The 19810-nt window shown below is 65.0% G+C and carries 18 protein-coding genes; 5 read left to right on the top strand and 13 right to left on the bottom strand.

Features of this window, described 5'->3' with window-relative positions; all coding sequences use genetic code 11:
• Positions 1-71: 71 nt before the first annotated feature.
• The 3 genes from VC212_RS17985 to VC212_RS17975 are packed head-to-tail and all read right to left on the bottom strand — an operon-like array spanning position 72 to position 2130.
• Entirely contained in the window at positions 72-722 is a 651-nt protein-coding gene (locus VC212_RS17985) for a glutathione S-transferase (protein WP_161964743.1), read from the bottom strand.
• A 2-nt stretch (positions 723-724) separates the two neighbouring features.
• Positions 725-1552: an NYN domain-containing protein gene (locus VC212_RS17980; RefSeq protein WP_115554743.1), complete on the bottom strand. Its 828-nt coding sequence runs from the start codon at positions 1550-1552 to the stop codon at positions 725-727.
• Entirely contained in the window at positions 1549-2130 is a 582-nt protein-coding gene (locus VC212_RS17975; RefSeq protein ID WP_115554744.1) for a hypothetical protein, read from the bottom strand. The genes VC212_RS17980 and VC212_RS17975 overlap by 4 nt, the downstream gene beginning before the upstream one ends.
• Positions 2131-2247: 117 nt before the next feature.
• Between VC212_RS17975 and VC212_RS17970 the strand changes: the two genes are divergently transcribed.
• The gene (locus VC212_RS17970) at positions 2248-3540 is read left to right on the top strand and encodes an NAD(P)/FAD-dependent oxidoreductase (protein ID WP_115554745.1); all 1293 of its coding nucleotides are present in this window, start codon (positions 2248-2250) and stop codon (positions 3538-3540) included.
• A gap of 52 nt (positions 3541-3592) precedes the next feature.
• On the top strand, positions 3593-4207 hold the full coding sequence (locus VC212_RS17965) for a trimeric intracellular cation channel family protein (protein WP_055847585.1): 615 nt from the start codon (positions 3593-3595) through the stop codon (positions 4205-4207).
• 147 nt (positions 4208-4354) lie between these two features.
• Here the strand turns inward: VC212_RS17965 and rpoH are convergent, their stop codons facing one another.
• The 6 genes from rpoH to rhlB all read right to left on the bottom strand — a co-directional run bounded on the left by rpoH (position 4355) and on the right by rhlB (position 10438).
• Complete coding sequence (gene rpoH, locus VC212_RS17960; RefSeq protein WP_005987961.1) at positions 4355-5230, bottom strand: RNA polymerase sigma factor RpoH; 876 nt, start codon at positions 5228-5230, stop codon at positions 4355-4357.
• 198 nt (positions 5231-5428) lie between these two features.
• A complete protein-coding gene (gene ung / locus VC212_RS17955) occupies positions 5429-6154 on the bottom strand; it encodes a uracil-DNA glycosylase (protein ID WP_055847577.1) in 726 nt (241 codons plus the stop codon).
• Positions 6151-6993 (bottom strand): response regulator, encoded by an 843-nt coding sequence (locus VC212_RS17950; RefSeq protein ID WP_055847573.1) that lies wholly within the window; start codon positions 6991-6993, stop codon positions 6151-6153. The genes ung and VC212_RS17950 overlap by 4 nt, the downstream gene beginning before the upstream one ends.
• A gap of 8 nt (positions 6994-7001) precedes the next feature.
• Positions 7002-7952 carry a permease-like cell division protein FtsX gene (gene ftsX, locus VC212_RS17945; RefSeq protein ID WP_115559215.1) on the bottom strand — a complete coding sequence of 317 codons (951 nt, stop codon included), beginning with the start codon at positions 7950-7952 and terminating at the stop codon, positions 7002-7004.
• On the bottom strand, positions 7949-8635 hold the full coding sequence (ftsE, locus tag VC212_RS17940; RefSeq protein WP_003484499.1) for a cell division ATP-binding protein FtsE: 687 nt from the start codon (positions 8633-8635) through the stop codon (positions 7949-7951). Before ftsE ends, ftsX begins: the two co-directional genes overlap by 4 nt.
• A 75-nt stretch (positions 8636-8710) precedes the next feature.
• Positions 8711-10438, bottom strand: a complete 1728-nt coding sequence (gene rhlB, locus VC212_RS17935; protein WP_323515083.1) for an ATP-dependent RNA helicase RhlB — start codon at positions 10436-10438, stop codon at positions 8711-8713.
• 198 nt (positions 10439-10636) lie between these two features.
• On the opposite strand from rhlB, the gene trxA reads away from it, so the two are divergent.
• Positions 10637-10978: a thioredoxin TrxA gene (gene trxA, locus VC212_RS17930; protein ID WP_046964286.1), complete on the top strand. Its 342-nt coding sequence runs from the start codon at positions 10637-10639 to the stop codon at positions 10976-10978.
• A gap of 217 nt (positions 10979-11195) precedes the next feature.
• Positions 11196-13070: a transcription termination factor Rho gene (gene rho, locus VC212_RS17925; protein ID WP_055847564.1), complete on the top strand. Its 1875-nt coding sequence runs from the start codon at positions 11196-11198 to the stop codon at positions 13068-13070.
• 245 nt (positions 13071-13315) lie between these two features.
• Here rho and VC212_RS17920 read toward each other — a convergent pair whose 3' ends face one another.
• From VC212_RS17920 to VC212_RS17910, 3 genes are read right to left on the bottom strand one after another with little or no spacing between them, the layout of a single operon-like run.
• Positions 13316-14188 carry a hypothetical protein gene (locus VC212_RS17920; RefSeq protein WP_055847561.1) on the bottom strand — a complete coding sequence of 291 codons (873 nt, stop codon included), beginning with the start codon at positions 14186-14188 and terminating at the stop codon, positions 13316-13318.
• A 59-nt stretch (positions 14189-14247) separates the two neighbouring features.
• Complete coding sequence (aceK, locus tag VC212_RS17915) at positions 14248-15987, bottom strand: bifunctional isocitrate dehydrogenase kinase/phosphatase (protein WP_055850212.1); 1740 nt, start codon at positions 15985-15987, stop codon at positions 14248-14250.
• A 13-nt stretch (positions 15988-16000) separates the two neighbouring features.
• Positions 16001-16942 (bottom strand): LysR substrate-binding domain-containing protein, encoded by a 942-nt coding sequence (locus VC212_RS17910; RefSeq protein WP_055847558.1) that lies wholly within the window; start codon positions 16940-16942, stop codon positions 16001-16003.
• Between the two features lie 102 nt (positions 16943-17044).
• Here VC212_RS17910 and VC212_RS17905 point away from each other — a divergent pair, with 102 nt between their 5' ends.
• Positions 17045-17377, top strand: coding sequence for a hypothetical protein (locus VC212_RS17905; protein WP_115560241.1), 333 nt, complete (start codon positions 17045-17047; stop codon positions 17375-17377).
• 79 nt (positions 17378-17456) lie between these two features.
• On the opposite strand, the gene VC212_RS17900 is transcribed toward VC212_RS17905, so the two are convergent.
• Complete coding sequence (locus VC212_RS17900; RefSeq protein WP_055847551.1) at positions 17457-19688, bottom strand: NADP-dependent isocitrate dehydrogenase; 2232 nt, start codon at positions 19686-19688, stop codon at positions 17457-17459.
• Between the last annotated feature and the right edge of the window lie 122 nt (positions 19689-19810).

The raw sequence follows: 19810 nt of genomic DNA, 5'->3' as shown, positions 1-19810 counted from the left end.
GAAGCATGTGGGGTCGGCGGCGCGTTCGGTGCCTGCAATGAACAACGCTGGCCTGAGCGGTGGCTCGAAACTCAGGTCAGCGCCGTCATCACGCCGCGTTGGTATGCAGGCCGTGTGCGCAAGCGCTGATACCACGCGTGCAAATGCGGCAACGCAGGCCGCTCGATCGGCATTTCGAACCATGCATAGATGAAACTGCCCAGCGGAATATCGCCCATCGCGAAGCGCTCGCCGGACAGATACGGCTGCTGCGCCAACGCCGCATCGGCGCGTGCCAGCAGCTCGCCCGACTGCGCCAGTGCTGAAGCGATACGTGCGGCATCGCGCTCGGCCTCGGGTGTGCGCAGCACGCCCCAGAACAGGTCGCGAAACACGCTGGCAAAGGTCGAGGTGGTCCAGTCCATCCAGCGATCGCCCACTGCGCGCTCGGCCGGCGATGACGGATACAACGCCGGTGCGTACTGCGCGGCGAGGTACCGCACGATCGCATTGGATTCCCACACCACCAACTCCCCATCCTGCAAGGTCGGTACCACGCCGTTCGGATTCAGCGCGCGATAGGCCGGCGTGTCATTGCCGCCGAAAGCGCCGCCCACCTCGATCGACGTATAGGCCACACCGGCCTCTTCGGCACACCACAACACCTTGCGTACATTGCTGGAATTACGACGCCCCCACAGCGTGATCGTCGGCTGTGCGGATGCCATCGCGTCGTGCGTCATCGTTATTTTCCGGTGGCAGGTTTGGCTGTTGCGCGCGCTGCACGCTTGGGGCTGGCTTGCGGCTCCGGTGCAACAGCAGGCACGGCAGTTTTCGCAAGGTTGTCGCTGCCCTTGGGCGTATCGCGTACCCACAAGGCCTGCTCGTCCAGCTTGAGCTCAAACAGGCCGATCGCGCGCACCAGATCGCTGAGTTTGCGATAGCCGTAATTGCGTGGATCGAACGAAGCCTGGTTAGCCACCTGCTTGCCCACCGCGCTCAACAACGCCCAACCATCGTCCTCGCATGCGCTGACGATGGCGTTGCGCAGCATCTGCACCAGGCGCGTATCGCTGCGCAACGCGGTGGCATCCTTGCGCCCGGCCGCGGTATCGCGGGCCGCGGCGGCCTGCTCGCCCAGCGCTTCCACATAGGTGAATTTGGAGCAGGCGTTGACGAACGGCGCCGGGGTTTTCTTCTCGCCAAAGCCATAGACCTTCATGCCATCGGTGAGCAGGCGCATCACCAGCGGGGTGAAATCCGCATCGCTGGAGACGATCGCAAACCCATCCAGATTGCGCGCGTACAGCAGGTCCATCGCATCGATCACCATCGCCATATCCGAGGCGTTCTTGCCGGAGCTATAGGCAAACTGCTGGATCGGCCGAATCGCATAATCGTGCAAGGCCGCTTCCCAGCCTTTCAGGTGCGGGCTCTTCCAGTTGCCGTAGGCGCGGCGCACGTTGGCCACGCCATAGCGCGCCACTTCCGCCAGCACCACATCGATCTTGCCGGCCGGCGCATTGTCGGCATCGATCAGCAAGGCGATCCGTTTGTCGGGATTGTCGGTCATGCGCGTTCCTCCAAAGACGTGCCCGCGTCGGTTTGCATCTCCGATTCGGTTTCTATTTCCGATTCGGTTTCTATCTCGGTTTCGGTTTCGGTTTCGGTTTCGAGCTCGCTATCGTCCGCGGCCGGCAGCGCGAAGTGCCTGCCATCGCGCATGATGAGTTCTCCGTCGGTCAGAATCTCCTGCTCGGAGTCGGCACTGACCCAGGTGGCCTGCACGCGGCCGGCGCCGCGATCGCCTTCCACATTGAACACAAACTCCTCGCTTCCCTGCGCCAGACTCGTGCGGTACAGATCGACCCGCATCGTGTGGATCTGGCCGATATGTTCCTGCACCACGGCGTCGGCTTGCAGTGCAGTACGCGCCTGATCGGTAAACAACGACCAGCCGATGCCGAGCAGCCACACGCTCGCTGCCAGGACCACGATCCCGAACAGCGTTGCGCAAGCCAGCACGCCGATCAGCCCGATCGCCACGCTGCTGAGCTTTTTCCTGGCCGCAGGCGCGGGCGGGACAGCCGACGCTGCGGTAGGCATGGCGGCTGGCGACAGCGGCGGCAAGGGCGGTGGCAATGAGGACATGCGATGGCCGTCAGAAGTGGATGCGACATGATGCCGCAGCCACGCGGCGCCAACGCGTCATGTTCATTGGAAATTTGGCATTCTGTCGTGCCCGCGTTGCCTTCCATCGGACCTACGATGACCTCATCTCCCTCCCCCGCTCCCTTGCATCTGGTTGTGGTCGGCGGCGGTTTCGCCGGCTTGTGGGCGACCCGCGCGCTCGATGACCCCGCCATCCGCATCACATTGATCGACCGGCAAAACCACCATCTGTTCCAACCGTTGCTGTACCAGGTCGCCACCGCCGGGCTGTCGGCACCGGATATTGCCGCACCGCTGCGCCATATCCTGCGCGAGCAGCGCAATGTCGAAGTGCTGCTTGGCGATGTGGCCGAAATCGCGCCAACCCGTCGCGAAGTGGTACTGACCGATGGCAAGACGCTCGGCTACGACATGTTGCTGCTGGCCACCGGCGCCACCCATGCCTACTTCGGCAACGACCAATGGGCCGAACATGCGCCCGGCCTGAAAACCCTCTACGACGCGCTGGTGCTGCGCCGCAAGCTGCTGCTGGCCTTCGAACGCGCCGAGGCCGAATCCGACCCAGCCGCGCGTGCGGCCTGGCTGAGCTTTGCAGTGGTCGGCGGCGGCCCCACCGGTGTCGAGCTGGCCGGCACCCTGGCCGAGATCGCCCGCCACACGCTCAAGAACGAATTCCGCCACATCGACCCGCGCCAGGCGCGCGTGCGCCTGGTCGAAGCCGGCCCGCGCGTGTTGCCGTCGTTCCCCGACGATCTCACCGACAAGGCGCGCAAGCAGCTGGAGCGGCTGGGCGTGGAAGTCCACACCGGCACGCCGGTGACCCATATCGATGCGCTGGGCTACCAGCTTGGCGACAGCTTCGTCCCCGCGCGCACCGTGGTGTGGGCCGCCGGCGTTGCCGCCTCGCCGCTGGCGCGCACGCTGGGCGTGCCGCTGGATCGCGCCGGCCGCGTGCTGGTGGCGCCGGACCTGAGCGTGCCAGGCCACCCGGAGATCTTCGTCGGCGGCGACCTGGCGTCGGTGCAGCAGAACGGTCGCCCGGTACCGGGCGTGGCGCCGGCGGCCAAGCAGATGGGCAAACACATCGCCAAGGCGATCCGTGCGCGCCAGCGCGGTCAGACGGCAACCGCGTTCCGGTATCAGGACTTCGGCAACCTGGCCACCATCGGCCGCATGGCCGCCATCGTGCACGTGGGCAAGCTCAAGCTGTCCGGCATCGTGGCGTGGTGGTTCTGGCTGGCCGCGCACGTCTACTTCCTAATCGGCTTCCGCAACCGCTTCGTGGTGTTGGTGAACTGGGCCATGGCGTACTGGAGCTACCAGCGCGCCGCACGCATCATTTTCGGTGGCGCAACCGACGACCCGCCGCCCAACACCAAGGACGGATGACAGCGCCACCGGCCGTGCGCGATGCTGTGCGGCCTGATTCGACGGTCTACGTGTGGCAACTGTCCTGTTCCTGCTGGATCTGCTCGGCACCTTCGTGTTCGCCCTGAGCGGCGCGACCGTGGCAGTGCGCAACCGCCTGGACCTATTCGGCGTGCTGGTGCTGTCGTGCGCGGCCGCTGTCTCCGGCGGCATCGTGCGCGATGTGTTGATCGGCGCCACCCCGCCGGCGGCACTGGTCCACCCGCAGTATCTGCTCACCGCCTGCCTGGCCGGCGTCGCCGGGTTTTACTGGCACGCGGCAGTGGAGCGCCTGCGCAACCCGGTGCAGATTTTCGACGCGGCGGGTCTGGCGCTGTTTGCGGTCTACGGCACCAGCAAGGCGCTGGACTACAACCTCAGCCCGTTGAGCGCCACGTTGCTGGGCATGCTCAGCGGCATCGGTGGCGGCATCGCACGCGACCTGCTGGTCGCCCGCACGCCGGTAGTCTTGCAAGCGGAGTTATATGCGGTCGCCGCGCTTGCCGGCGGTGGCCTCGTTGCGGTCGGACATGTGCTCGGCGTGCCGCAAGCCTGGTCGCTGGCAACCGGTGCCGGGGTGTGCTTTGGCCTGCGCTTCATGGCGATCCGTTATGGCTGGCATCTGCCGGTGGCCCGCTTGCCGGAGTAGTGGTTGTCGCTCATGGCAATAGATGCCGGCCGCATTGCCTGGACAGTGCGTCAGGTTTCTGGAGTCCGTGGAAACCGCACACCGCCAACGCAAACGGCCCGGATCAACCGGGCCGTTCGTGCAGCATGTACCGCGTGATCGAACCGATCAGGCGACGAACAGTGCCTTCATCTTCTTCAGCGCGTTCGCTTCGATCTGGCGGATACGCTCGGCCGAGACGCCGTATTCGTCGGCCAGCTCCTGCAGCGTCACCTTGGACTCCGAATCCAGCCAACGGCGCTTAACGATGTCGCGCGAGCGGGTATCCAGACCGGCCATGCCTTCGCGCAGCAACTGCAGCTGGTTGTCTTCGCTGTCGTGCCGCTCATAGGCCTGCGAGGGATCTTCCTCATTAGCCACCAGATAGCTGACCGGCGACGGCGGGCCATGATCGTCGTCTTCATCCGACGACGCATCGAAGCCGATATCGCGGCCGGACAGGCGCGACTCCATCTCCATCACTTCACGCTCGGAGACGTTCAGATCCTTGGCGACCGCGGTCACTTCGGAGGCGTTGAGCCAGCCCAGACGGGTCTTGGACTTGCGCAGGTTGAAGAACAGCTTGCGCTGCGCCTTGGTCGTGGCGACCTTGACGATGCGCCAGTTCTTCAAGATGAACTCGTGCATTTCGGCACGGATCCAGTGCACCGCGAAGCTGACCAGGCGCACGCCCATTTCGGGGTCGAAGCGCTTGACCGCCTTCATCAGGCCGATATTGCCTTCCTGGATCAGGTCGCCCAGCGGCAGGCCGTAGCCGTTGTAACCGCGGGCCACGTGCACCACGAAGCGCAGATGGGAATGGACCAATTCACGCGCTGCGTCCAGATCCAGCTCGTCGCGGAAGCGGCGGGCCAAATTCTGTTCCTCATCGACCGACAGCACCGGAATCTGGTGCACGGCACCGATGTAGGCGTCCAGCGAACCGAGCGCACTGGGAATCGGGAGATTGTTTGCCACAAGGGCAGTCGAGGTAGTCTGGTTCATAGGCACCATCTTAGCAGTCGAACTATTGGACTGCCGGGTACAGAAAGAGTTCCCAGCGTTCCATTTATAGGACGTTCGGGCTTTCAGCCTTGGCGGCGTTCTACCGCACAGCTCCCCGAATTCAAGCCCTACGCTACCACTGCGCCCCTGCGCAGACCGTGACAAACCTGTGGCGAAATGCGCGTGCGCAAGGGTTGTTCAGCCGGCGGCCGACGTTGTATCCAAGGCGTTGCGCGGCGGCAACGACCAATCGACCGGCTGGATGCCGCGACGCTGCAGGTGCTCGTTGGTCTTGGAGAAATGCTTGCATCCCAGAAAGCCGCGATGCGCCGACAACGGCGAAGGATGCGGCGCCTTGAACACGCGGTGGCGTGCCTGGTCGATGACCTTGCCCTTGGACTGCGCGTAGCTGCCCCAGAGCAGGAACACCAGGCCTTCGCGCTCGCGGTTGAGCGTCTCCACCACATGGTCGGTGAAACCTTCCCAGCCCTTGTTCTGGTGCGCGCCGGCGCGGCCCTGCTCCACCGTCAGCACCGCATTGAGCAGCAACACGCCCTGGCGCGCCCACGGCATCAGATAGCCGTGATCGGGACGCGGGATGCCGAGGTCGTCCTGAATCTCTTTGTAGATATTGAGCAGCGACGGCGGCACCGGCACGCCGGGCAGGACCGAAAAGCACAGCCCGTGCGCCTGGCCCTCACCGTGGTACGGATCCTGGCCCAGGATCACCACCTTGACCTGATCGAACGGGGTGGCATCGAAGGCGGCAAACATCTGCGGGCCGGGCGGAAACACCCGCGCGCCAGCCGCCTTGCGCTGGCGCAGAAAGGCCGACAGCTCCTGCATCTCCGGGCGCAGCAACCAGTCGCCCACCTTTGCCTTCCACGACGGTTCCAGCTGGATACGCCCTTCCACTTCGGTCATAGGGTGATGGCCTGGTCTTCCAGGCGTGCCAGCCGCAATTGGAACAACACCTTGGTCACCAGCAGGCGCTCTTCGATGGGTTTTTGCACCAGGTCGTTGGCGCCAGCGCGCAGCAGTTCGGACTGGTTGCGCGGATTGGTGTCGCCAGTCATCACCAGCACCGGCAGGCGGCGCTTGCCGTAGGCGAAATCGATGCGGATGCGCTCGACCACATCGCGGCCGTTGAGCTCGCCTTTCAGGGTCACGTCGGTCAGCACCACGTCGATACGGCGCTCGGTGCGGCCTAGCGATTCGGCGGTAAGCAGCGCAAACGCATCCTCGGCGGTGAGCACGTGCACCACTTTCAGGCTCTGGCGCTCGAGCATGCGCTTGGTCGCCTCGGCCACCACGCGGCTGTCTTCGATGTAGAGCACGGTGGCGCCCACCACCGGCTCGGGCTGCACATAACCGCGGATAAAGGTCGCCAGGGCTTCATGGCCCAGCGCCTTATCGAAATAATCGGTGACGTACTCGGTAAAACGACGCTCGACCAGATGCTGCTGCGCATCGCCGGACACCACGATCACCGGCACATAGGCCTGGCCGGCCGCTTCGCGCACGCTGCGCGCCAGGGTCAGGCCATCACCATCGGGCAAGGACAGCGAGGTGGTGACCAGATCCACCGCACCGGACTCCAGCGCAGCGCGCGCTTCGGCAATGCTGGCGCAACCGATCACCTGCACATTGGGCAGGTCGCGCCGGAGCACGTCGGCAATGAGCTTGCGTACCAGCTTCGAACCATCGACGACCATCACACGTGGTGCGTCGCTGATCAGGTGTTTGAGATCTGGTGGATGCATGGCAGGCCTCAGGTCTCGGTGGGACGGGTCTGACGAAGGAAATGGCCGGTCACCAGCCAGGCGCCCAGCCAACCCAGCACCAGGGTGCCGATCAGCACCATCACAGAATGCAGCAGATCCAGCCCGTGCAGGGTAAAGGAACTGCCGTAGCTATCGGCCAATGTGGCCAATGGCGCGCGCAATGCCAAGCCCGAGGCGGCGATGAGAGCGAGCGCAACAGCGCCGGCGCCCAGCCCGTACCACGCACCCAGATACAGGAACGGGCGACGGATGAAGCCATCGCTGGCACCGAGCAATTGCAGCACGCCGATCTCTTCGCGCCGCGACTGGATATCCAGCCGCACCGTGTTGCCGACCACCAGCACCGCGCCGATGCCAAGCAGCGCCGACAGCACCTGCACCAGGCGTTCGCCGAAATGCAGCCAGCCATCCAGACGCTTGCGCCACAACGCGTCGTGCTGCACCTGGTCGGTCTGCGGCAAGGCCTGCAACGCGCTAGCCAGCTGCGCGTCGTCGGCCGCATCGGTGGGGGTGACGATCAGCAGCGTCGGCAACGGATTCTCGCCCAGGGCATCGGCGGCTTCGTCGAGTTTTGCGCTCTCGCGCAACGCGGCCAACCCCTGCTCCGGCGTACGCAGCGTCACCTGGGCCACGTCGGTGCGCGCACGCAACTCGCCGGCAAGCGCTTGCGCGGCATCGGCGGCGACATCGACCTTGAGGAACAGATTGATTTCGCGCGACTGCTGCACGCTGCCAGCCAACAGCTTGACGTTGTCCAGCGCGATCGACAGCCCCAGCGGCAGCGCCAGCGCCAAGGCCATCACCACGATGGTCAGCAGCGTTGCCCACGGCTTGCGCATCGCGCGGCCCAGGCTGAAGGCGATGCTGTGCAGGTGGTGGTCGATCCACACGCCGAAGCGCGACGGCGCCACGGCTTCGGTATTGGCGAGCTTGCTCATTCGGCCAGATCCTGCGGCGAGATGTCGTCGACCAGGCGGCCGTGATCCAGGATCAGCACGCGCTTGCGCATCTGCTTGAGCAAGGCAAGGTCGTGGCTGACCACCAGCACGCTGGTGCCGCGCGCGGGCAGTTCGGCAAACAACTGCATGATTTCGGCGGCCAGTGCCGGGTCGAGATTGCCGGTGGGCTCATCGGCCACCAGCAGGCGCGGCTCACCAACGATGGCACGCGCAATCCCCACGCGTTGCTGCTCGCCCGCCGACAGCTGCGACGGCAAGGCTTTTTCGCGATGAGCCAGGCCGATACGTTCCAGTGCAGAGCGCACGCGCTTGCCGATCTCGGCGCGGCGGGTGCCGCGCAGGATCAACGGCAACGCCACGTTCTCGGCGATGCTGCGGTCGTTGAGCAGACGATGGTCCTGATAGACCGCGCCCACCTGGCGACGATGCAGCGGAATCTGCCGGCCACGCACCTTGAGCAGGTTGCGCTCGCCCAACAGCACGGCGCCCTGGCTGGGACGCTCGCTGAGGTGGATCAATTTGAGCAACGTACTTTTGCCGGCGCCGGAGTGGCCGGTCACGAACAGCATCTCGCCATCGGCCACTTCGAAGCTGACATCGGTCAGCGCCTGGTGGCCCCCGGCGTAGTGCTTGCTGACGTTGTCGAAACGCAGAACGGTCATCCAGCGATTATGCCGGAGCGCCAGCGCTTACGTCGCATCGCCGAAGACCGGCGATGCGATTGATGCCGCCAGTGGTCAGTTGCCCGAGACCAGCGAACGCAGACGGCGGCCGATCCTGCTCAGCAGCGACGGACTGCCGCCCGGCTTGGCGGCGGCACGCACTGGCTTGGCGACCACCTGGGTCGGCTTGCGCGGCGCGGCGGGTGCGGGCACCGGCGTGGATGCGACCGGCTCGGCGCCTTCGACCGGACGGCCGTTGCGACGGCGACGACGCTTGCGCGGTGCGCGCTCGCCCTCGACGTCGACGTCGACGTCGAGGGTGGACGGTGCAGCCGCAGCGGCTTCAGCAATCACCGGTGGGACCGCTGCAGCCGCTGCAACCGGAGCCTCGCCCTCGACGCGCGGCTTGCGACGCGGACGCGGCTTGCTATCGGCACTGCCACCGTCGCGACGACTGCCGCCACTGCCACTGCGCGAGGCGCCGCCCGGACCGCTGCGACCGCCACCGCGGCGCTGTTCTTCGGCCGCACGCTGCTCGCGCGCCTCGCGGAAGATGGTGCCCACGCTGTCGCCAGCGTCTTCATCGACCTCTTCGCCTTCCACCGCCACGCGCGCCGCACGCGGCAACGGTGTCAGCAGCTCGGTGGTCACCGGCTCAACCGGGATCTTCTGATCGATGTAGGCCTCAATGTCCGGCAGGCTCATCGCGTAGCGCTCGCAGGCGAAGCTGATCGCATCGCCCTCTTCGCCCAGACGCGCGGTGCGGCCGATGCGGTGCACGTAATCTTCGGCATCGAACGGCAGGTCGTAGTTGTAGACGTACTTGACCCCGTCGATGTGCAGGCCGCGCGCGGCCACGTCGGTGGCGACCAGGATCTCCAACTGGCCCTTCTGGAAGCGGTTGAGCAGCGACTCGCGCTTCTTCTGCGGCACGTCGCCGGACAACACACCGACGCGATAACCATGGCGCTCCAGGGTGCGTGCCACGCGCTCGACGAACGCCTTGGTGTTGACGAACACCATGGTGCGCGCACCTTCGCTGCGCGACAGCAGGCCCAGCAGCAGCGTCTGCTTCTCTTCGTCAGACGGGAAGTAGATGCGCTGCCGTACGCGTGCGGCGGTGATGGTTTCGGTCTCCACCACGAGCTTTTCCGGCTCGTTCATGTGCTCGTAGGCCAGCTCCAGCACGCGGTGGCTCAGCGTGGCCGAGAACAGCAGCGTCTGGCGGGTGCCGCGCTCGGGCATGCGCCGCAGCAGGAAGCGGATGTCCTTGATGAAGCCCAGGTCGAACATGCGGTCGGCTTCGTCCAGCACGCAGATCTCGCAGGCATGCAGCGAGACCACCTTGTGCTGCTTGACGTAGTCGATCAGCCGGCCCGGGGTGGCGATGATCACGTCCACACCCTGCTGCAGCAGCTCGCGCTGCTTGTCGTAGTCCACCCCGCCGTAGACCAGCGCAAAGCGCAGGCCCAGGTCGGCGCCGAACTTGACCGCGTCCTTGTGGATCTGGATCGCCAGCTCGCGGGTGGGCGCCAGGATCAGCGCGCGCGGGTCTTCCGGCTTGCGGTCGGCCAGCGCCGGGCGGATCAGCAGGCGGTTCATCACCGTCACCAAAAACGCCAACGTCTTGCCGGTGCCGGTCTGGGCCTGGCCGGCGACATCGCCGCCCGGCAGCGCGACCGGCAAGGTCAATGCCTGGATCGGGGTACAGCGGGTAAACCCGGCGCTCTCCAGCCCGGCAACCAACGCCGGCTGTAGGTCGAACGAGGAAAAAGTCAAATCGGTCAGCGGTTTGTCGCTCATTATTCCGTCTTCGTGAGGCGCCCTGGGCAGCCCGGGCGCGGCTTGCATCGATGCCGACAGCGTCGCAAACTGCGGCTCTTGTGGCGGACAGCGCGGCTTCAGGACTGACACTTGATTCAGTCGCGCAATGCCCCAGTTTAACGCAATGTGGCGGCCTGCCCGATCCGGGTGGGCCGTTTGGTTTCCAGGAGACCCAACGTGAGCGACAAGGTTCAACATGTCGGCGATGCCGACTTCGATACAGCAGTACTGCAATCCGGCGAACCGGTCCTGGTGGATTTCTGGGCCGAATGGTGTGGCCCGTGCAAGATGATCGCACCGGTGCTGGACGATCTGGCCGATACATACCAGGGCAGGCTCAAGGTTGCCAAGGTCAATGTGGACCAGAACCGCGCCCTGGCCATCAAATACCACGTGCGCTCGATCCCGATGCTGTTGCTGTTCAAGGACGGGCAAGTGCAGGCGAGCCAGATCGGGGCGGTCGGCAAGGGCCAGCTGACCCAGATGATCGACAAGACCCTGGGCGGCGCGGCTGCCTGAGTGAACGGGCGTCCAGCGATGGGCGCCCTGCGGTTCGCCGGTAGTTAAACCCTGCCAAGGCGGACGCTTGCGCGGTTGCGCGTCGCGGTGATAGTGTCAGTTGGTCCGGCACACGTTCGTGCGCCGCCGTACCCCTCTAGAAACTTCTTCTAGACTCCCATCTACCAATAGTTCGCCCCCCAGCCGGGCGCTCGCACCTTAGCGAGGAATCACGCACTTGTCCGATCATCCTTCCTCCGATACCGGGAGCAGCGTCGACGCTCCCGTCGAGAAGCGCGTGCGCAAGCCGCGCGTGAGCAAGACCGCCGCCTCCCATGACGATGCCGGCGCACAGCAGTCCAATCTGCCCTTGCCCGCCAGTCCCGCACCCGACGCTCCACGCGCCCCGCAGGCACCGTCGCACGCTGCCAATTCGGCATCGGCGCAGACGTTCGGCGATGGCGCAGGCGCCGGCAGTTCGCCCGGTAACAGCGGTAACAGCCAGGGCGGCGACAGCCACGGCGAGCCCCGCGAAGGCGGCCAGTCGCAGCAGCAGCGCTTCAATCAGGCGCAGCAACAGCAGAACCAGAATCAGGCGCAAAGCCAGGGCCAGCCCCAAGGTCAGGGTCAAGGCCAGCAGCCGGGCCAGGGCCAGAACGCTGGTCAGAACCAGCAAGGCCAGGGTCAGGGGCAGAACCAGCAGGGCAACCGCCGTGACCGGTTCCGCAACCGCCGCGACCGCGGCCCGCGCGATCGGTTCGGCAACGAAAGCGGCGGCATGCCCTCCTCCGATGGCAGCAACGAGCCGTTCATCGCGCGTCCGCATCCGGCCGTGCCGGAAGGCTTTCCGGTGTATTCCCTGAGCGATCTCAAGCGGATGCCGGCGCAGAAGCTGCTGGACATCGCAGATCAGCTCAACATCCAGGAAGGCGTGGCGCGCGCGCGCAAGCAGGACGTGATCTTCGCCCTGCTCAAGGTGCTGACCCGCCATGGCGAAGGCGTTGCCGCCGACGGCGTGCTGGAAATCCTGCCGGACGGCTTCGGTTTCCTGCGTGCCGCCGAAGCCAGCTACCTGGCAGGCCCGGACGATACCTATATCTCGCCCAGCCAGATCCGCCGCTTCAATCTGCGCACCGGCGATCATTTGTCCGGCCGCATCCGCTTCCCCAAGGATGGCGAGCGCTATTTTGCGCTGTCGATCGTGGACACCATCAATGGTGAGCCGCTGGAAGCGAGCAAGAACAAGGTGCTGTTCGAGAATCTGACCCCGCTGTTCCCGCGTCGCCGGTTCCGTCTGGAACGTGGCGATGGGTCCACCGAGGACATCACCGGCCGCATCCTGGATCTGATGGCACCGCAGGGTAAGGGTCAGCGTGCGCTGATCGTCTCCCCGCCGAAAGCCGGTAAGACGATGATGATGCAGCAGGTGGCCACGGCCATCACCAGCAATCATCCCGAAGTGCACATGATCGTGTTGCTGATCGACGAGCGCCCGGAAGAAGTGACCGAAATGCAGCGCACCGTGCGCGGCGAGGTCATCTCCTCCACCTTCGACGAGCCGGCCGCGCGCCACGTGCAGGTCGCCGAGATGGTGATCGAGCGGGCCAAGCGCCTGGTCGAGCATAAGAAGGACGTGGTGATCCTGCTCGACTCGATCACCCGCCTGGCACGTGCCTACAACAACGTGGTGCCCAGCTCCGGCAAGGTGCTCACCGGTGGTGTGGACGCCAACGCCCTGCACCGTCCGAAGCGTTTCTTCGGTGCGGCACGTAACGTGGAAGAAGGCGGCTCGCTGACCATCATTGCCACGGCGCTGGTCGAGACCGGCAGCAAGATGGACGAGGTGATCTACGAAGAGTTCAAGGGCACCGGCAACAGCGAAGTGCATTTGAACCGTCGCATCACCGAAAAGCGCGTCTACCCGGCGATCGACATCAACCGCTCGGGCACGCGTCGCGAAGATCTGTTGATCGAGCCGGAGCTGCTGCAGAAGATCTGGATCCTGCGCAAGCTGCTGCATCCGATGGACGAGATCGCGGCGATGGAATTCCTGCTGGACAAGATGAAGACCACCAAGTCCAACGACGAGTTCTTCAGTTCGATGAAGCGCTGAGGCCGGTCTGGATTAGCGCGACGAGAAAGCCCCGCACTGCGGGGCTTTTTTGTGGGCGGCGTTCGCGTGAGAAAGCACTTGGTCTTCCAAGCTCGCTCGAACTGGCGCGCGGTCGTTGCCGATCAACTGCCGTGTTGACCGAGAGCTCGACGGCCGTATGTGGTGCAAGCGGCCGTCGGAGGGCTGATCTGAGAGCGGGCCGACTGCGCAACACCCGCCGCGCCGATTCAGAACCGCCAGTCGTCTTAGCCTTCCTGCAGCGGCGTGATCAGGCGTACGCCTTCGCCGCGGACGGAAAACAATCCCGATCCCGGCAGGGCGTCCGGGCTGTCGGTCGTGGCGGCTGCGTCATTCTGCATTCGCCACGACGCGGTCTGACGCGGGCCCGGCAAATACGACTGCCATTTTTTCTGCTTGGCATCCAGGTCCTTCTCGGACGCTGCGATGTCGAACGTCACCGGCACGCGCATCTCCCAGAACGGCGCAGTGCGCTCAGACCCGGCAGTGGCCGCAGTGAAGGTCCAGCTGCGCGCCTTGGCGATGGAGGCGTCGGCAAATTCCTTGCGCCAGCGCGCACGCTTGGACTCGGGAACCAGTGCGGTGAGGTTGACCTGTTCGGCAACCACATCTTCCACCTTGCCATCGCGTCCGATCTTGAGCAGCAGGTAGACCACACCGGTAGCGCCGCCCCTGAAGGCATTGACCGGATAGGGCGGCGGCGCCATGCCGTTGGGTTGTGCGCTGACGCCCTGCGGGGTCTGGCCGCCGAAATGCGCGCTGCGGATCGACACCCGATATTGATTGTCATCGCCAGGCTTGGCGACCAGCAGCAAGCTCATCGGCAGCCGCGCCGGCAAGGCATTGCCATCGTCCTTGACCGGATCGAACCGCCACGCGGCCACCGAGTGCTTGATCCGCTCGCGGACAGCTGCAGGCAAACGCTCCTCGTCGACGAGCGCCACTGCGGTCACGGTGCCGTCGGGGGTCAGCGTCAACTCGCCGGTGACATTCATGCTCGCTTCGATCTGCGCACGCGCAGCGTCCGGCTTGGCGTGCGCAACGCCCATCGCTGCCAGCGAAAAAAGGATGCCCAGACCTAACCGTTGCTTCCACTGCATTGTCTTACTCCATTGGTTGATCGCACGTTTTACCAGCCTGCCGCTATAAACGAAACGGCCTAGGCAAGCCGCCGCGACTCCGCATACGGCGGAGTGTCCGGATAATCGTCTTCGCGCAGCCGGGCTTGCAGGTTGCGCCACCACTGCGCGTCGAACAGTTCCGGGTGGATATGTTTGACCGCCTCCAGTTGCGAGGCCGGCAAGCCCATGAACAAGGCGAAGCGCTCGGGAAATACATCGCGTGGGCCGACGTGGAACCAGGGTTCGGCGGCGAGTTGTTCTTCGTAGGTGGTGGGCGTGGGCCAGTCGCGAAAGGTGCAGTCGGTGATCAGACACAGCTCGTCGTAGTCGTAGAACACCGCGCGCTGATGGCGGGTGATGCCGAAGTTCTTTAGCAGCATGTCGCCGGGAAAGATGTTGTTGCGCGCCATGTCCTTGATCGCCTGGCCATAGTCCAGCGCGGCGGCATGCGCGGCTTCGGGTAGTTGTTCGCGCAGGTACAAATTGAGCGGGCGCAGCCGCCGTTGCACGTAGCACAGCGCAATCAGGACATCGTCGCCGTCCTCGCTCAGGCTCATCGCGCAGCTGGTCTGCAGTTCTTCCAGCAGCGCTGGCGAGAAGCGCGCCTTGGGAAAGCGCAGAAATCGATACGGCTGTGCGTCGAGCAGGCGGCCGATGCGATCGAGCTGGAAGACCAATTCGTATTTCCCTTCGACCTGCGCGCGGCTCATGGTCTTGGGATAGGCGAAACGGTCGCGAATGAGCTTGAACACCAGCGGATAACTGGGCAGCGTAAACACCACCATGACCATGCCGGGCGTGCCATCGGCATGCACCAGCTGCTCGGACGGCTGCGCCTGAAAATGGCTGAAAAACGTGCGATAGCGCTCGGTCTTGCCTTGCTTGGCGCGGCCCAGCATGGTGTAAAGCTCGTCGACCGGCTTATGGGTCAGCAGGCTGCGCAGAAACACCACCGCATCGCCGACCGTGGACAGATCGGCCTGAAAATAACTGCGCGAGTTACTGAACAGTTGCGCGACATCGCTGCGCTTGGTCAGCACCGCTTCGGCGCGCAAGCCGGCACCGTCGTTGATCAGCGCGATGACGCACGGCGAAAACCGATGCTCGCCGAACACACGCCCGACCAGATACGCGCGACGTTCGCGATAGAACACCGTTTCCAGCAGTTCGACGCTGCGCACCGGGTGCTCACCCCAATGCGCCAGATCGTCGAGCAGACGCACCGCAATGGCCGCCGCGCAGCGGGTGCGGTGCGCATACGGCACGGCGAATGCGTAATCGCCCAGCACGCGCACCAGCATGTCGGTCAGCCGGCCCGGCGACACGGCGTAGGTATGCCGTGCGACCGGCACGGTGATGGCATCGGTGGGCTCAATATCCAGCGCGATGAATTCGATATCGGCATCCACGCCATGAGTGCCGAAGTAACGCCGCGTCAGCGTGTTGTAGAAGGTCTTGTACAACTCCTGATCGATCAACCCGGCCAGCAGCGCGGCGTAATGACCGCGTGCGCGCATCCACAACGCGCGGTCGTGCGCCTGCCCCAGCAGCACGGCGCGCAGGCGCAGCATGCATTCGGTGATGTACTGATCGTAGAGCGCGATACGTGCGACGGCGTCATCGCGCGCAGCGCTCCAGTCGCGCGTTTCGAAGCGCTGCTTGGCACGTGCGGTGATCTCTGAAAACCGTGCGTGGTAATCCTCGAACGCTTCGTACACGGCGTGGGCGATCGCCAGCGCGCGGCGTTCGGATTGCGGCGGTAACGGGAGCTGGCTCATGGCGGCAGTGTACTCAGCGCTTGCGGCGACGCGGGGTGGGCAGCGCAGCATGCGGGGCGACCGCTGCCTGCTGCGCGTGCGCAGCATGTTCGCGCGCCTGTGTTTGCAGCCATGCGCGAAACGCGAGAAAGCCGGTGTGTGCGGCCGACCGTGGCGGGTACACCAGGTAATGCGACCAGCTGGTCTTGAGCCGTTGCGCGGACAGCGCCACCAGTTGGCCGGATGCCAGCAACAGGCGTGCGCGCGTCACCCGCCCCATCGCCACACCGACGCCATCCAGCGCCGCGCGGTGATGGGACTCGGAGTCGTCGAGCACGGCGGCATAGCGACGCGGCGGCTCGCCACCGAAGGTTGTAAACCAGCGCGGCCAGTCGCCATCCGGGTCGCCCAGCAGCGGCCATTGCTGCAGCGGCTGCGCATCGATGCCGCCCATGCGCGCGATCAGCGCCGGGCTGGCCATCGGCACCAGCCATTCGTCGAACAACGGTTCGGCGATTACGCCCGGCCATTGCCCGGCGCCGATGCGCATGGCCGCATCCACGTCCGGCTGGCGCTCGAAATCCACCAGTCGCTCGCTGGAAAGCAGATTGATCTCGATGGTGGGATGGGCTGCCAGAAAATCGCTCAGGCGCGGCACCAGCCATGCCGAGGCCATCGACGGGGTGATGCTCAGGGTGAGTGTGTCTTCGCGGCGCGCGGCGAACGGCTGGAACGCCTCGGCAATCGCATCCAGATGCGGTGCGATGCGGTCGAGCAACTGTTGCCCCTGCGGCGTGGCGCTGACGCCGCGCGCGTGCCGCTGCAGCAGCCGATAGCCCAGGCGCTGTTCGAGTGCACGCACCTGGTGACTGAGCGCGCTGACGGTGAGATGCATCGACGCGGCAGCGCGCGACAGATTGCCCAGACGCACCGCACTGACGAAGCCCTGCAATGCGTGAAGCGGCGGACGCGACATGGCTCACCCTTGAATGGAATTCAATACAGACTTGCAAAAGCCTCGCTTTTGCAGGGCCAAGCCTGCGCCTACTGTGGCTTCCACTCAAGTGGGGGCAGGATCATGCGCATCTTTACCGAGTTGCTGTTCCAGCACGGGCACATTGCCGACGTGGCGCTTGCACGGCAATTGGCAGAAGCCGGCACGGCAGTGGAAGCCAAGGCCAAGGCCAAAGCCGAGGCCGAGGCCGAGGTCGAGGTCGAGGCCGGAACCGGAACCGGAACCGGAACCGAAATCGAAGCCGAAATCGAAGCCCAAGCCGAAGCGGCAGGGCAGACCGCGCGGCGCGCGGCGGTGGCGAGCGCGGCGACACCTCAGCAGCACGCCGAGCACCGCATGGCGCGGCGCGCACGCCGCTTGGTCCGGGCAATGACAGCGCTGTCGCCCTTTCGATGAAACGACAAGGCCCGCCTGTCAACGAGGCGGGCCCTGCATATCGCACTGACTACACGCACCGCCATGCGGTGCGCGGGGATCAGGCCTTCAACGTCGCCAGTACGTCATTGAAGGTCTTGCTCGGGCGCATCGCCTCGCTGACCTTGGCCAGGTCCGGGTGGTAGTAGCCGCCGATGTCCACCGGCTTGCCCTGTGCGCCGTTGAGCTCGGCCACGATGGTGGCTTCGTTCTCGGTCAGCGCCTTGGCCAGCGGTGCGAACTTGGCCTGCAATGCGGTGTCTTCGGTTTGCGCGGCCAGGGCCTGCGCCCAATACATCGCCAGATAGAAATGGCTGCCGCGGTTGTCGAGCTCGCCCACCTTGCGCGCCGGCGACTTGTTGTTGTCCAGGAACTGGCCGTTGGCCACGTCCAACGCCTTGGCCAGCACGGTGGCCGACGGGTTGTTGTAACGGTTGCCCAAATGTTCCAGCGACGCGGCCAGCGCCAGGAATTCGCCCAGCGAATCCCAGCGCAGGCAGTTCTCTTCGACGAACTGCTGCACGTGCTTGGGCGCCGAGCCGCCGGCGCCAGTCTCAAACAGGCCGCCACCTGCCATCAGCGGCACGATGGAGAGCATCTTGGCGCTGGTGCCCAGCTCCATGATCGGGAACAGGTCGGTGAGGTAATCGCGCAGCACGTTGCCGGTGACCGAGATGGTGTCCTGGCCCTTGCGGATGCGCTCCAGCGAGAAGGTGGTGGCTTCCACCGGCGGCAGGATGCGGATGTCCAGGCCGTTGGTGTCGTGATCCTTGAGGTATGTCTCGACCTTGGCGATGACCTGCGCGTCATGCGCGCGCGCCTTGTCCAGCCAGAACACGGCCGGGGTATCGCTCAGGCGTGCGCGTTCGACCGCCAGCTTCACCCAGTCCTGGATCGGTGCGTCCTTGACCTGGCACATGCGCCACAAATCGCCGGCTTCCACCGCATGCTCGAACACCGTCTTGCCATTAGCATCGGTGACCTTGACGGTACCGGCAGCCGACAGCTGGAAGGTCTTGTCGTGCGAGCCGTATTCTTCGGCCTTCTGCGCCATCAGGCCGACGTTCGGCACCGAGCCCATGGTGGACGGGTCGAAAGCGCCATGCGTGCGGCAGTCGTCGATCACCGCTTGATACACGCCGGCATAGCAACGGTCCGGAATCACTGCCTTGGTGTCTTGCAGCTTGCCTTGCGCATTCCACATCTGGCCGGAGTCACGAATCATCGCCGGCATCGAGGCGTCGACGATGACGTCGCTGGGCACATGCAGACTGGTGATGCCCTTGTCCGAATTGACCATCGCCAGGCCCGGACGCTGCGCATATTCGGCCTGGATATCGGCCTTGATCTGCGCCTGCTGCGCGTCCGGCAACGCGCCGATGCGGGCGTACAGATCGCCGATGCCGTTGTTGGGATCGAAGCCGACCGACTTGAGCGCGTCGGCGTGCTTGCTCAGCGTGTCCTTGTAGAACTCGCCGACCACTACGCCGAACAGCACCGGGTCGGAGACCTTCATCATGGTGGCTTTCAGATGCACCGAGAACAGCACGTCGCGGGCCTTGGCATCGGCGATCTGCGCATCGATGAAGCTGGCCAGCGCGCGCTTGCTCAGCACGGCGGCATCGACGATCTCGCCGGCCTTCACTGCAACCTTATCCTTGAGCACGCTGCTGCTGCCATCGGCAGCGACGAATTCGATCTTCAGCGTGCCGGCCTCGGCCAGCGTGGTGGACTGTTCGCTGCCGAAGAAATCGCCGTCGTCCATGTGCGCCACGTGCGACTTGGAGTCGCTACTCCACTTGCCCATGCGGTGCGGATGCTTGCGTGCGTAGTTCTTGACCGACAGCGGTGCGCGGCGATCGGAATTGCCTTCGCGCAGCACCGGATTCACTGCACTGCCCTTGACCTTGTCATAGCGCGCCTTGATGTCTTTTTCCGCGGCGTCCTTGGGCTCGTCCGGATACGCCGGCAACGCATAGCCCTGGGCCTGCAGTTCCTTGATCGCGGCCTTGAGCTGCGGCACTGAAGCGCTGATGTTGGGCAGCTTGATGATGTTGGCTTCCGGCGTGGTGGCCAGTTCGCCCAGTTCTGCGAGGTCGTCGGCGATCTTCTGCGCGTCGGTCAGGCTCTCGGGGAACAACGACAGAATGCGACCGGCGAGCGAGATATCGCGCGTTTCGACCACGATCCCGGCGGTATCGGTGTAGGCATCGATGATCGGCAGCAGCGACTGCGTGGCCAGGAAGGGAGCTTCGTCGGTGAGCGTGTAGAGGATCTTCGGTGTCTTCGACATGAGGTGCGATGGCTCTTGTGGTCGGGAGGAGCGCCGATGCCCGGCGACGTTGACGTTGGCGTGCACGACGGGGGTCGCTAGCGGCACGCCGATCGGCCAGCGCGGCGGACGCGGCATTGGAT

It is taken from the genome of Xanthomonas sp. WHRI 8932A (assembly GCF_035012785.1).
GTDB lineage: Bacteria > Pseudomonadota > Gammaproteobacteria > Xanthomonadales > Xanthomonadaceae > Xanthomonas.
Note: the sequence above shows the minus strand (reverse complement) of the source record. Positions and strands in the feature narration are given on the sequence as shown.

Coding starts and splice junctions, on each gene's coding strand:
- VC212_RS17985 (WP_161964743.1), bottom strand. CDS start 722: ATGACGCACGACGCGATGGCATCCGCACAGCCGACGATCACGCTGTGG.
- VC212_RS17980 (WP_115554743.1), bottom strand. CDS start 1,552: ATGACCGACAATCCCGACAAACGGATCGCCTTGCTGATCGATGCCGAC.
- VC212_RS17975 (WP_115554744.1), bottom strand. CDS start 2,130: ATGTCCTCATTGCCACCGCCCTTGCCGCCGCTGTCGCCAGCCGCCATG.
- VC212_RS17970 (WP_115554745.1), top strand. CDS start 2,248: ATGACCTCATCTCCCTCCCCCGCTCCCTTGCATCTGGTTGTGGTCGGC.
- rpoH (WP_005987961.1), bottom strand. CDS start 5,230: ATGAACCAGACTACCTCGACTGCCCTTGTGGCAAACAATCTCCCGATT.
- ung (WP_055847577.1), bottom strand. CDS start 6,154: ATGACCGAAGTGGAAGGGCGTATCCAGCTGGAACCGTCGTGGAAGGCA.
- VC212_RS17950 (WP_055847573.1), bottom strand. CDS start 6,993: ATGCATCCACCAGATCTCAAACACCTGATCAGCGACGCACCACGTGTG.
- ftsX (WP_115559215.1), bottom strand. CDS start 7,952: ATGAGCAAGCTCGCCAATACCGAAGCCGTGGCGCCGTCGCGCTTCGGC.
- ftsE (WP_003484499.1), bottom strand. CDS start 8,635: ATGACCGTTCTGCGTTTCGACAACGTCAGCAAGCACTACGCCGGGGGC.
- rhlB (WP_323515083.1), bottom strand. CDS start 10,438: ATGAGCGACAAACCGCTGACCGATTTGACTTTTTCCTCGTTCGACCTA.
- VC212_RS17920 (WP_055847561.1), bottom strand. CDS start 14,188: ATGCAGTGGAAGCAACGGTTAGGTCTGGGCATCCTTTTTTCGCTGGCA.
- aceK (WP_055850212.1), bottom strand. CDS start 15,987: ATGAGCCAGCTCCCGTTACCGCCGCAATCCGAACGCCGCGCGCTGGCG.
- VC212_RS17910 (WP_055847558.1), bottom strand. CDS start 16,942: ATGTCGCGTCCGCCGCTTCACGCATTGCAGGGCTTCGTCAGTGCGGTG.
- VC212_RS17905 (WP_115560241.1), top strand. CDS start 17,045: ATGCGCATCTTTACCGAGTTGCTGTTCCAGCACGGGCACATTGCCGAC.
- VC212_RS17900 (WP_055847551.1), bottom strand. CDS start 19,688: ATGTCGAAGACACCGAAGATCCTCTACACGCTCACCGACGAAGCTCCC.